Source organism: Okeania sp., assembly GCF_983059655.1.
The window spans coordinates 1-12,079 of record NZ_CEZPJD010000173.1 but is presented as its reverse complement, the minus strand read 5'-3'; the positions used below and the strand labels follow the sequence as shown (position 1 = coordinate 12,079).

Genomic DNA, 12,079 nt, shown 5'->3' with positions numbered 1-12,079 from the left:
AGGTATAATACCAGTTTGATAAATATTTGTTACAAATAACTAGGTTACTTCTTAGAAGTCAGGTAGGGGAGCCGTCGGATTGGCGAAGTACAGAAGTCAAGAGTCGTATGGGAATGGCTTCAATATCATTTTTTAGGTCGGAACTTATCTTTATTAGTCAAAGGGACATCTCCTATAAAATCTCTTAATCAGCCAAATTATTCGTAACATTCTTTGTTTAAAAATGGTACAGTGTTAATTTTATGTGAGGTGGCACAGAATTATGAAATTTCTTAACTTGTCTGTCTGTGATCTACAGTCAAACCCGATCAAAATATTATTCTATGCAACTTCTTATGAATTTGGTATAAAAAGTGATAGGAATTGCTTTGGGAGTTATAGCAGTCTAAACCAAATTTCGCACCACAAAATATAGTATAGAATAAGGAGTCAGGAGTCAGAATTTAGGAGAAAACCATAGCTACCGTTATTGAGTAATCAATCAAGCAACTATGTACACATAATGCTTAATTATTTACTAGGAATTTGATGAACGAAAAAAGTAATTGAGATGATTTGCATAGTATAAAGACTTACCAAGCCACGGATTTATATACTACTTTTGTGTTACAATTTAAAGTACTATAATGTGGCATCCAAGCAAAGGGCACAGGCATATAAAAAGCTATAAAACTCGGGCAACACAAGATGTTTCTCTGTTCCTTCTTCTTTCTTACTTCTGCTATACCTTGGAGAAGCGTTTTGAGTTCGATCGGCCTCAATGAAACTAAAAATAAATAATGCCACTAAATTTTATATAGTGGCATTACAGACCTAATTATAGAGTTTTTTTATGTACTCACATTACCACAATCCTCTTACAGGAGGAGGAGGTTGTGGTGCAGGCCGTGTAATAGGAGGTGGTGGCTGAAGTGGTGGAAACTCTAAGGAAGGAGGACCCTGGAAATTGTATTGTGGTAACTGAACTTCTACCCGTTCATAGTTATAATCTGGGATGACTTTAAAAAAATCTATACAACCACAAGGGTCTTCAGGATCGTCATTCTTTTTGCCCACAATTGCATATACCCTCATTCCAGGTACTAGACCTGCTATTTCTATTCTATGTCTAGGAGAAAAAAATAGAGTTCGTAGTTGACCACGTTCCTCTTCAGGAATTGTGACATAAGTCGGTTCACCATCATTAGGTGCAATGCCAGGAATGCCTAATTCGGCTTCTTCATCTACTAGAATTGTGACTACATTACCGATAATACCTTTAACATAGCCGACAATCTCCATTTGATTTGCTCCCCCAGTTGCTCTAGTTCTTTCCCTTTGGGCAACTTTCTCATTTTCAGGAGCAGCGATCGCCGGATAAATTGTTCCAAATGTAATTAATATTGACAAACAAGTACTTGTCAAGTTTGTATATTTTGGAAGACGCATGACTACCTCACCAAATTTTGTCTAATTGTCTAAGTTAAAATCTGTTTTCACAGGTTTAACTGGACATCTATCTATTGATTGCTTATTTTTATAACAACCTCTCATGGAGCTTACCATCAACGTTTATTTTTGGCAAGCAAGTTGACTTTATATAACTTGAATATATTAGTAGGTTTTTTTTCTGTTATTGTGATTGATATAAACAGGTAAACTATTTATATTAATTTCATTGAAAATATCTAGATATAGCCTCTTTTTTACTTACTAGAAAATAAGTTTACAGCAGCATAGCAAACCTATATTTTGGTTCTAATATTTTAGTATGAGTAATATAGTAATCAAGTTATAAATTATCATTACTGAGAGAGAAACTGTTTATGTATAAGGCTTTCAGATTTCCTTTTTCTAACAACTAGTTTTTGATAAACTTATATACCTATAATATTTAAGTAGTAGCGAAAATAAATTTCCTAGTTGAAAGTGAAAGAGGGAATAGAAGGGAATAGAGAAGAATAAGTCGATAAGATATGTAATTAGTTTTGCATAAGAATTTATACAAAAATTCCTCAAAAATATAGCAGTCACATTGCTTTTTTTATATTTTATTTCAACTCAATAAATATTTTTTCTATAACTACTATCAGTAGTAGTTTAATTCAGCTTGATTTGCATAATTATTTATGTGATTAATCATCATAAAAATTGATTTCAAAATATTAGCAATTACTGATTAGCATCTTCTCCTGATTTGATTTTTTTTTCTTCAGGCATATATTCTTCAATATTGATAGACGATAGTCCCTTAGATTCGACTAATTCAAACATTGACCCTAATTGTACCCAAATCAACAAAGCAGTTGGAAATACTACTATTGCACCCATAAAAATAGATAACCATTCAACAATATTAAATATAGAAAGACTAGCAGATACACACAAAAAGATAAATAAAGTCATGCTCAAATAAGCAGCAATAAGATTAGGAGTTTGATAACCTATTTCTCTTTGAGAAACTTTATTTTTCAGCCATAATGTTAATTTATACTCCAACATATCTTTAAAAATAACTCCCAAGATAATAGAGAAAAATAATGTTAACTGAATGACTGTATAGACAGGAAAATCAAAAAAAGTATTATCGTACATTTTGTTTAATAGCAAATATTAACCATTGTGAATCATATCATATTTGTAGCGCTCGAGCAGACACAAATTTTTTTTAGTTAAGAATTAAAAATAATTATATGGAAGTTAGTATAATAAAACAGGTCAATCAAATTGATTTAACCTGAAGTAATATTATGATTCTGTATTTTCACCCTGTTGTAACTAAATTCATCTATAAATTGTAAGCATTTCCTGCGGAATACTGCAAAAACAGATGCATAAATGTATACGAAGGTTAACTTATTACCTTTTTATTTCCTGGGGAATGCTGCATAAACATAATTTTGAATTCTCCTTCTAAGATATTAAGTTAATAACTGATAGCTAAATGCTGAATGCTCACCTATAATTTCAGCCAAATAATACCTTCTCCAAACTTTGTAAAGCCACTTCCAAGTTATCATTCATTAGTTGCACATCAAACTCTTCTGCAGCTCCCACCTCTTTAATTGCCTTTTCTAGACGCTTGACGATCGCCTCTTCCGAATCATGTCCTCTACCTCGCAATCTTTGTTCCAATTCAGTCATAGAAGGAGGTAAAATAAAAATACGCAATGCTTCTGGAAAAGTTTGTTGAATTTGTCTTGCCCCTTGTACCTCAATCTCCAGTAATACTAATTTACCTTGTTTAATATTTTCCATAACTGGCAGACGTGGCGTACCATAAAAATTACCAGCGAACTCAGCCCATTCTAATAAATCTTTAGTTTCAATCATTTCTTGAAATTTATCGCGGTCTACAAAGTAATAACTTTCTCCTTCTACTTCTCCAGGTCGAGGACAACGGGTAGTCATAGAAATAGACAAAACTAATTCTGGATGACCTTGTAGGAGAGATTTTACTAAAGTCCCCTTACCTACACCACTAGGCCCTGTTAAGACAATTAATTTACCAGTTTGCATAAATTTTTATCGCAGTATCAGCCAGCATAAATAAACTGTTTAGTATTAATAAAAAATTCTGGAAAATTAAACATTAATTACCACAATTAACTATTAACTATCCTTATTGTTAAATATAAATCTATGTGCCACTGTCTCAGGTTGAATTGCCGAAAGAATAATATGATTAGAATCTGTAATAATAACTGCCCTGGTACGCCGACCATAAGTAGCATCAATTAATTGGCCTCTTTCCTTGCCATCGCTAATCATTCGCTTGATAGGGGCAGATTCTGGACTAACAATTGCAACGACCCTATTCGCAGAAACTATATTACCGAAACCAATATTAATTAACTGGATATCCATGGCAGACTATGCAATTAAGGAACATAAAGCTCAGACAACTCATATATACAAAGTTTTTCAGTCATAGCAAAAGTAAAGAAGGAATAAGTGGTGCGACATAGGGATAGCGACTCCTCGCTATATCCAATGGACCAAGAGAGGGAATACGCACCAAGAGAGAAAAAAGGAAAAATCTGGTGTTGTTTGAGTTTTAAGCTTTTGATATATCTGCGCCCTTTCCTTCGACTGCTATATTAATAAGAAAACACATAAAAATCTTTACTCATTAGATTGGGCTTTTACATCAAGTATAAATTTGGAATTATAGAAGTAATAAACATTAGTTCTGAATAATTCTCAAACCTGCTCAATCAAGTAATTTTTATTTATATTAATTTTTTTTATTGAGAGCAGAGAATAAGATAAAATAATGAACCTTTATTTGTCAAATAAACTTGATCTTACAAGTCCCTAAATTTCTATGGGAAAAGCAAAAAAAATCATTTTAATGATTGTCGCCTGAAAAATAAAAAATCTTGTTTTTAGACACTAAATTTATATCATAGTTTTTTCACTTTGAATTTTTAACTTCAAGCTAACTGTGCAACCTGTTGACTATACGACTCTCATTGCTTCATGTTCTGAACTCTGTGCCCAATGGCTACCAGCACGTTTAGAACAGGTATATCAGCGCGATCGCTTTACCATTACCATTGCTCTGCGAACTCTCAAAAAACGTGGTTGGCTGGACATTTCCTGGCATCCCCAAGGGGCCCGTATTTGTATCTGTCACCCTCCACCTCGCGCCCCTGATACTTTTACTTTTAGTCAACAATTACGACACCAGCTAGGGGGACTAGCTTTAATAGCAATTGTTGAAGTTTCTCCTTGGGAGAGAGTACTGGACTTCCAATTTGCAAAACGTCCTGGAGAAGCACCTCTATGGCACCTTTATGTGGAAGTTATGACCAAGTACAGCAATGTTATTCTGACCACTGCGGATAATTTAGTTATTACCTGTGCCCATCAAGTGAATAGTCAACAGTCTAGCCTTCGTCAAATTCAAACTGGTCAACCCTACGAGCTGCCACCATCTCTGACTAACCCTATTCCTAATTTGCAAGAAACGCAAGAGCAATGGCAAGAAAGAATTAGTCTAATACCTGGTGTATTGTGGCGAAATTTAGTCAAAAATTATCGTGGCCTAAGTAAAGCCTTAGTACAGCCGATGATTGAAGCTTTAGGAATAGACTCTCAACAGTCTACTGATAAACTTGGTGCTTCGGACTGGCAGAAATTATTTAAAAGTTGGCAAGAATGGTTAAAAAATCTGGATAATTCTAAATTTTATCCTAGCTGGACAGCAACAGGGTACAGTGTAACAGGTTGGCTAAGTATAGAATCTATTGATACTGTCCAGGAATTACTGAATGGTTATTATACTAGACAGCTGAATCAGCAAGAGTTTAGCCAACTATATCATCAAATTAGCCAAAAAATTAAAAATATTACGGCTAAGTTACAGCTAAAGGCTGACACTTTTTCCGAACGCTTAGAGCAGTCGGATGGGGCAGACTTGTTGCGTTCGCAAGCCGATTTACTTATGGCCAATCTTCAGGAATGGAGACCGGGTATGAAGGCTATTACTCTCTGTGACTTTGAAACGGGGGAACCGATGGTCATCAAGTTAGACCCAGAGAAAAATGCGGTGCAAAATGCTCAAAGTCTTTATAAAAAGCACCAAAAGTTGAAACGGGCACGTATAGCAGTTGAACCACTTTTAGCGGCAGTCCAAGCAGAAATTGATTATTTGGAGCAAGTGGAAGCTTTTTTGTCTCAGTTAGATACTTACCGAACTCCAGAAGATTTACGCACTCTTGAAGAAATTCGGGATGAGTTAATTCAGCAAGCTTACCTTAAAGCTCCAGAACATCATCACCAAGATAATAAAAAGGATACAGAATTTTACCGTTACGAAACTCCCGGTGGATTTGAATTATTGGTCGGCCGTAATAATCGTCAAAATGATTTGTTAACTTTTCGGGTAGCGGGAGATTATGATTTGTGGTTTCATACTCAAGAAATTCCTGGTAGTCATGTTTTGTTGCGACTTGATGCTGGTACAATACCAGATGAAGTTGATTTACAGTTTGTTGCAGATATAAGTGCCTTTTATAGTCGTGCCCGTCAGAGTGAAATAGTCCCAGTTATTTATACTAAACCTAAGTTTGTTTATAAACCCAAGGGTGCTAAACCTGGTATGGTTGTATATAAGCAAGAACAGGTTTTTTGGGGGAAACCACAAAGGGCTGAAACCCATATTTCACAATTAATTGGGGTTCAAAATTAAAAAATTTTCTAGAAATTGCTCAATAGTTTGTTACAATTAGTGATATAAACATTGTGAGATATATAACCCGCAAATCGCTGCGAACTTGGGAACACGTAGCTGCTTGCTTGTTAATCTCGCAGAAATAACAACGGAAAATAATTTTACTTAGACCTGCTTGACAAAGTTGGTCTTTTTTTTCTGTCAATCAAAAAAGTTATAGAGGGATAGCAGGGAACAGGGAACAGTTGGAAAAACATTTTCTAGTCTGAGATTGGTCATTAGACATCTTCTCCAAAAGAGGGAGTAGTGGGAAAAGGATTGATAATTTCTGTCTGATAATTAATTTGATTTTTTATGACTAGAGATATCTATTAGTCCATGTCCTAACCAATTTTTTTTTAGCTATAGAAATACTTTAGTGGCCTAAGCATTCTTTTATCCTCTACTCCGTAACCTAAAATAATTTTAGAATCTACTCAAATAAATGAAATGCTTTGTAATTAAAAGCAGTTTATTCACTTCAAAAAAAGTTGGAGTATTTGAGTAAAGGAAGTTGGTCTAGAGTAGAGTATTTTTTTGACTTATTCCTGTTTTATTAGATACAGAAATTATCAGCATATACGACGAAATTCGGTCGATACACATTACTCGTTTTTTTCTTAACTTTTACCCAGAGATTGAATAGTGTAAAGCTCTGCTGGAAACTCATTTGTATTAACATCCACCTCACAAATAAGTTTTAGTGTTACGCTCAGTTAATGGAATAGATCATAACATAAAAAAGCTGTTTGTAACACGATATAATCCGGATTTATAAAACAGTATAAATAATCTCTCACTGAGGATTGCTGACAACGTATGATTAACGTTTAAAGTCTGATGCTAATTTGATTGGTAATAACTATGTCACAACAGAGTCTCATCACAGTCAACAAAAATGGACAATACAATCAACAAAATTTTACATACCCACCAAAATTGGATCTTGAGGTTGTCAACCAGGAACTTGCCCAAGCAGATGCTAATACTTTGGTTAAGTGGGGATATACAACCTTTGGAGAAGGTTTAGTTATGAGTACCAGTTTTGGTATCCAGGCTGCTGTTATGTTACATCTAGTGACAACCGTTGTACCTAATATTCCTGTAATTTGGATTGATACAGGGTATTTACCAGCCGAAACTTATAGATTTGCTGAGGAGTTGACTGAACGACTGAGGCTTAATCTTAAAGTATATCAATCTTCAATTAGTCCAGCTAGAATGGAAGCTCTACATGGCCGACTATGGGCTGAGAATAATGCTGATGCTCTGAACCGCTATGACCAAATTCGCAAAGTAGAACCTATGCAAAGAGCATTAAAAGATTTAGGTGCTAGAGCTTGGTTAGCGGGCCTACGGAGAGACCAAACTGACCACCGCAAGAGTCTTAACCGCATTGGTCAACAATCGGGAATATATAAGATTTTACCTATATTAACTTGGAATGCCAGAGATATATATCAATATTTGACTGCTTACGATTTGCCTTATCATCCATTTTTTGATTTGGGTTATACTACCGTGGGAGATTGGCATTCTAGTCGTCCCTTGACTATGGAAGATGAGAATGAACGGGATACTCGTTTTCATGGTCTTAAGCAGGAGTGCGGACTACATTTACCTCAGACAGATGGACAAGCTCAAAGTTTAGATTCTAGTTCTTTGTAATTGAAATAGCAGTCAGCGGTCAGCGGTCAGCTATCAGCTTCTCAAGGTGTATAATAGGGAATTAAAACTTCTCTATTAAACTGACCCAAAACTACCAAAATCTAGACTTAACTAGACATAGGTAGTTTTGGTGTTAACTTCCTGTTTAAACGTGGCTTTGTGCTTCAATACACAGATAGACAGAGTCAATTTATTGTCACTAGAGAAAAATTGTATCCTTCTAAAGTATTTGTAGCAAAAATTTTAGTATTTAATATTAAAGTCTTTTTTCAATTCAAAGCTTCAGCATGATATCTTATATGGTCTTCTATAAAAGATGCAATAAAATAATAGCTATGATCGTAATTTTTTTGCATTCTTAAAGTTAGATTAACTGCTTTTTTTTGACAAGCTTCTTCAAAGACTTCTGGTAACAATTGTTTTTGGAATAAAAAGGGGTCTGCCGTTCCTATATCAATTAAAATTGGACGATCGTAACCATAGTTTAAAATTAATTCACTAGCATCATAATCACGCCAATTTTCTTGATTTTCACCTAAATAATTGCTAAAAGCTTTTTCACCCCAAGGACAACGCATTGGTGCTGCTATTGGCGCAAAAGCGGAGATAGATTGATATTTTGTCGGATTCTTGATAGCACAAATTAATGCTCCGTGACCTCCCATGGAATGACCAAAAATACTTTGTTTATCTGGCTTAATTGGAAAGTTTTTAGCTATTAATTCTGGTAATTCTTTGACAACGTAACTATACATTTGATAATGCTTTTGCCAAGGTTCTAATGTGGCATCAACATAAAATCCTGCACCTGTACCAAAATCCCAATGATCGTTCTCATTTTGAATGCCAGTATTACGCGGACTAGTATCTGGTACAACTAAAATTAATCCATATTTTGCAGCAAATTTTTGTGCGCCTGCTTTAGCCATAAAGTTTTCTTCGGTACAGGTTAAACCAGAAAGAAAATACAATACTGGTAATGGTTTTGATTTGGCTTTTTGTGGGATATAAATTGAAAAGCGCATCTCAATATTACAGGTTGAAGATGAGTGAAAATAATAGCTAACTTTGCCACCAAAGCATTGATGTTCTTTAACAAGTTTGAGTTCTGTAGACATAATTTGATCGGGAATAAGGATAGATAATTTTTAATTTATAACAGGTAGTAAGTGTGGTTGAATAATTGGTAGTCTTGCATAGTAATGATATACAAGGAACAAGGAATACTTGGCACGGGAGCAAGATGCTCCCACTATTCTCATAACAAAAATAATGCAATGCACAACCATTACAACGCACCACCACCGAATAATTAATGATTTCAGATTTACAGCGCTTTTTATTTAAGGTTGAAAAACTTGTACTATGATATTCCAATAACCCCAGAAATTTTCCACTATGCGCACTGCCTACCAATACAAATTAAGACCCAACAAAGAACAAATAGCCACCATAGAAATGTGGTTGGAATTGTTGCGTCGGCAGTACAACTATAGGTTGGGTGAAAGATTCTCATGGTGGTCAGAAAACCGTTGTCCGGTTAACGCCTGCCCCTTGGTAATGCCAATTCCTCAACTAAGAGATAATCCAAATTATTACTCTCAAAAAAAAGATTTAGTCAATACCAAAGACAAATTTCTGGAATACAAGCTAATTCACTCTCAGGTGTTACAGGATTGCATAAAACGAGTAAAACTTGCCTTTGATAGATGGTTTAAAACAGACAAAAAAGGACGGAAACTAGGGAAACCAAGATTTAAAGGAAGAGGACGTTATCGTAGCTTTACTTATCCTCAAATCAAACAAAACTGTATTGAAGGAAATCAAATTAATTTGCCAAAAATCGGCAATATCAAGTTGATTCAGCATCGACATTTACCTGATGGTTTTCAAATTAAAACAGTGACAATTAGTCGTAAAGCAGATGGTTATTATGTGACTTTATCCCTAGAAGACAAATCAGTTCCAGCTTTAACAACTAAAGTTGAACCAACATTAAAAAACACTCTGGGAATTGATATGGGGTTGAAGGAATTCTTAGTAACAAGTGAAGGAGAATCTGTCCCCATCCCTCAATACTATCGAAAATCTCAGCAGCGATTAAAGACTCTACAAAAACGCTTATCCCGTAAAAAGAAAGGTAGTAAAAGATGGTTAAAATCTGTCAAAGCTGTAGCTAAACAACATAAAAAGGTCGCTGATAAACGTAAAGATTTTCATTTCAAAACAGCAAATGAGTTATTGTCAAAAGCAGAAGTTATTGCCCATGAAAACTTAAACATTAAATGGCTAGCAAAGACGCGTTTGAGCAAATCAATTAATGATGCTGGATGGGGACAATTCCTGTCTATTTTAAATGTCAAAGCTGAAAATGCTGGACAGAAGACTATAGCAGTAAACCCCAAAAATACCAGCCAAGATTGCTCAAATTGTGGTGAAAAAGTCGATAAAGAATTAAATATACGAACTCATTCTTGCCCATATTGTGGTGTTGTGATTGACCGCGACTTGAATGCAGCGATAAATATCAAACATAGGGCGGTAGGGCATTCCGTCTTTAAAGCTCGTGGAGTCCGACGGGGTACCGGGACTGCGAAACGAGAAGCCCACACTATAGCGTCAGCGAGCGTGTGGGAGTATGTCACTTGAAAGTTTTATTGCTCAAGCAGTTAATCGGGTCTTAATTACTGCTGTTAAAGATGATAATTCTGATTTAGAAACAGATTTTCAATTGATAGATTGGATTGAGTCTTTAAAGTTACCTTTATTAAATAAAAATACTTTATATAGAAATAAAGAATTCTTTGTTTGAATGTTTTGAGTAGGAAGTAGGTTCAATAATTGATAATTGATAATTAATAATTGATAATTACTTCTCCCTAAAAGTGAAGAGGATTGAATAAAAGGAAAATTTTTTCTTGTTTCTCTTTTAAAGGAGAGGTATTTTGCCTTAATTATTCGGTAAAGAGTATAGTAACCAGGCAAAACTATTTCAGTTCTCAAAAATAATGTATTTTTCAATGCACTTTGTTGAAGGAAGCAATCTCTATGAATTTGGGATTGCTTCCCGATCTTTGTAATGACAATTTTTTGACCGAATTTCATATTAACTAAAAGTCAAATCAATCATCAAATTTTAAACTTATTTCAACGCGACCTTGAGTCTTCATTTCGTTTAGAATTTCAGCGGGAATATTTCTTACTTTTTTAACTTTAGCACTGGCAGTATTGACAAAGCTTTTTTCTCCTTTTTGGCTGTAAGTTTTAATTTCCATCAAGTCTTTTTCGTTATCAAGGACAAGACGACTTCCTAAAACAGAATATCCATCTTTTTCAATTCTTGCGTGGATTTTTTCAATATCTTTCTCCAGCAAATCAAAGTTTAAAGTTTCTTTCTCGATACTGTTAAAGGTTTCAATATCCACATCATTTTCTTGTAATGCTTGTGATATTTTTTCACCCGCATTTTTCATGGTATTAAATAATTTGCCAAATTTATCTCCCAAGTTTTCTTGGTCTATCTCTATCATAGGTATTATCCTCAGACAGTTTAATATTTTGTAGTTTTGACTAATGAAATAGATGTTGGTTTATACCAGTTTCCGAAAATATTGCCACATGAATTTTTTTTGTAGGAGTTAACAGGGAAAGTTTATTATTTTTGTAGTTTTTTTGTCTCCATAAATCTATTTTTGTGGTGACAAATAGCAATATATTATTCCTTGTTTACTGTTTCCTTTACCAACTTTAAGTTGCGTTTTGCATCAATTTTAATTTTGCCTTCCTCATAAGCTGTTCTTTATATTCTTGAGGTACATCAGGTGATGGTATTTCTTGCCGTCTGGATTCTACTCTTACTTTATTAGTACGAATATCCATCACATAAACTTCTGCTAGTTTGTAATAACGTTGACCTTCTTTAACTAGGGAAACAATAGCATCAGAAGTTACCTCAATAGCATAATTAACTGCGTCTATTATATATCCGACTACACGATTAGCCCAAGCTGTTATTTCATCCCAAAAATAACCAACAGTAGCACCACCTAAAAAACTTAAACCTATAATTGTCCAAGTTATAGGATCTATCGGCATAATTTATTCCTCCTTTAAATTGGAATTGTTTCCGTTTTCTACCACAACTTTTTCTGCTAAATTAATTTTTTTTTGACGCAGTTTGATAGTTTTATATTTGTCTATCTCTTCATTGAGAGT

At 34.5% G+C, this 12,079-nt stretch carries 11 protein-coding genes; 4 read left to right on the top strand and 7 right to left on the bottom strand.

From position 1 onward, the window contains the following. Window positions 1-843 precede the first annotated feature (843 nt). The 4 genes from AC3DU7_RS12070 to remA all read right to left on the bottom strand — a co-directional run bounded on the left by AC3DU7_RS12070 (window position 844) and on the right by remA (window position 3,846). The gene (locus AC3DU7_RS12070) at window positions 844-1,428 is read right to left on the bottom strand and encodes a hypothetical protein (protein ID WP_488039593.1); all 585 of its coding nucleotides are present in this window, start codon (window positions 1,426-1,428) and stop codon (window positions 844-846) included. Window positions 1,429-2,151: 723 nt separating this feature from the next. Continuing rightward, window positions 2,152-2,574, bottom strand: a complete 423-nt coding sequence (locus tag AC3DU7_RS12065) for a hypothetical protein (protein WP_488039592.1) — start codon at window positions 2,572-2,574, stop codon at window positions 2,152-2,154. A gap of 372 nt (window positions 2,575-2,946) precedes the next feature. Beyond that, window positions 2,947-3,498 carry a guanylate kinase gene (gene gmk / locus AC3DU7_RS12060; protein WP_488039591.1) on the bottom strand — a complete coding sequence of 184 codons (552 nt, stop codon included), beginning with the start codon at window positions 3,496-3,498 and terminating at the stop codon, window positions 2,947-2,949. A gap of 93 nt (window positions 3,499-3,591) precedes the next feature. Beyond that, window positions 3,592-3,846, bottom strand: coding sequence for an extracellular matrix/biofilm regulator RemA (remA, locus tag AC3DU7_RS12055; protein WP_293067933.1), 255 nt, complete (start codon window positions 3,844-3,846; stop codon window positions 3,592-3,594). 580 nt (window positions 3,847-4,426) lie between these two features. Between remA and AC3DU7_RS12050 the strand changes: the two genes are divergently transcribed. Both AC3DU7_RS12050 and AC3DU7_RS12045 read left to right on the top strand, forming a co-directional pair. After that, window positions 4,427-6,175: an Rqc2 family fibronectin-binding protein gene (locus AC3DU7_RS12050; protein ID WP_488039590.1), complete on the top strand. Its 1,749-nt coding sequence runs from the start codon at window positions 4,427-4,429 to the stop codon at window positions 6,173-6,175. Window positions 6,176-7,060: 885 nt separating this feature from the next. Then, window positions 7,061-7,864 (top strand): phosphoadenylyl-sulfate reductase, encoded by an 804-nt coding sequence (locus AC3DU7_RS12045; RefSeq protein WP_488039589.1) that lies wholly within the window; start codon window positions 7,061-7,063, stop codon window positions 7,862-7,864. 269 nt (window positions 7,865-8,133) lie between these two features. On the opposite strand, the gene fghA is transcribed toward AC3DU7_RS12045, so the two are convergent. After that, window positions 8,134-8,982, bottom strand: coding sequence for an S-formylglutathione hydrolase (gene fghA / locus AC3DU7_RS12040; RefSeq protein WP_488039588.1), 849 nt, complete (start codon window positions 8,980-8,982; stop codon window positions 8,134-8,136). 280 nt (window positions 8,983-9,262) lie between these two features. Between fghA and AC3DU7_RS12035 the strand changes: the two genes are divergently transcribed. Together AC3DU7_RS12035 and AC3DU7_RS12030 are read left to right on the top strand one after the other, a co-directional pair. After that, window positions 9,263-10,513, top strand: a complete 1,251-nt coding sequence (locus tag AC3DU7_RS12035) for an RNA-guided endonuclease InsQ/TnpB family protein (protein ID WP_488039587.1) — start codon at window positions 9,263-9,265, stop codon at window positions 10,511-10,513. Continuing rightward, a complete protein-coding gene (locus tag AC3DU7_RS12030) occupies window positions 10,503-10,676 on the top strand; it encodes a hypothetical protein (protein ID WP_488039586.1) in 174 nt (57 codons plus the stop codon). The genes AC3DU7_RS12035 and AC3DU7_RS12030 overlap by 11 nt, the downstream gene beginning before the upstream one ends. 310 nt (window positions 10,677-10,986) lie before the next feature. Here the strand turns inward: AC3DU7_RS12030 and AC3DU7_RS12025 are convergent, their stop codons facing one another. Then, window positions 10,987-11,394 (bottom strand): hypothetical protein, encoded by a 408-nt coding sequence (locus tag AC3DU7_RS12025; RefSeq protein ID WP_488039585.1) that lies wholly within the window; start codon window positions 11,392-11,394, stop codon window positions 10,987-10,989. Window positions 11,395-11,611: 217 nt separating this feature from the next. Then, window positions 11,612-11,959, bottom strand: a complete 348-nt coding sequence (locus AC3DU7_RS12020) for a hypothetical protein (protein ID WP_488039584.1) — start codon at window positions 11,957-11,959, stop codon at window positions 11,612-11,614. Window positions 11,960-12,079 lie beyond the last annotated feature (120 nt).

What these genes read in the sequence shown, in the direction of transcription:
- AC3DU7_RS12070 (WP_488039593.1), bottom strand. Translation starts at nt 1,428, where the DNA reads ATGCGTCTTCCAAAATATACAAACTTGACAAGTACTTGTTTGTCAATA.
- AC3DU7_RS12065 (WP_488039592.1), bottom strand. Translation starts at nt 2,574, where the DNA reads ATGTACGATAATACTTTTTTTGATTTTCCTGTCTATACAGTCATTCAG.
- gmk (WP_488039591.1), bottom strand. Translation starts at nt 3,498, where the DNA reads ATGCAAACTGGTAAATTAATTGTCTTAACAGGGCCTAGTGGTGTAGGT.
- remA (WP_293067933.1), bottom strand. Translation starts at nt 3,846, where the DNA reads ATGGATATCCAGTTAATTAATATTGGTTTCGGTAATATAGTTTCTGCG.
- AC3DU7_RS12045 (WP_488039589.1), top strand. Translation starts at nt 7,061, where the DNA reads ATGTCACAACAGAGTCTCATCACAGTCAACAAAAATGGACAATACAAT.
- fghA (WP_488039588.1), bottom strand. Translation starts at nt 8,982, where the DNA reads ATGTCTACAGAACTCAAACTTGTTAAAGAACATCAATGCTTTGGTGGC.
- AC3DU7_RS12035 (WP_488039587.1), top strand. Translation starts at nt 9,263, where the DNA reads ATGCGCACTGCCTACCAATACAAATTAAGACCCAACAAAGAACAAATA.
- AC3DU7_RS12030 (WP_488039586.1), top strand. Translation starts at nt 10,503, where the DNA reads ATGTCACTTGAAAGTTTTATTGCTCAAGCAGTTAATCGGGTCTTAATT.
- AC3DU7_RS12025 (WP_488039585.1), bottom strand. Translation starts at nt 11,394, where the DNA reads ATGATAGAGATAGACCAAGAAAACTTGGGAGATAAATTTGGCAAATTA.
- AC3DU7_RS12020 (WP_488039584.1), bottom strand. Translation starts at nt 11,959, where the DNA reads ATGCCGATAGATCCTATAACTTGGACAATTATAGGTTTAAGTTTTTTA.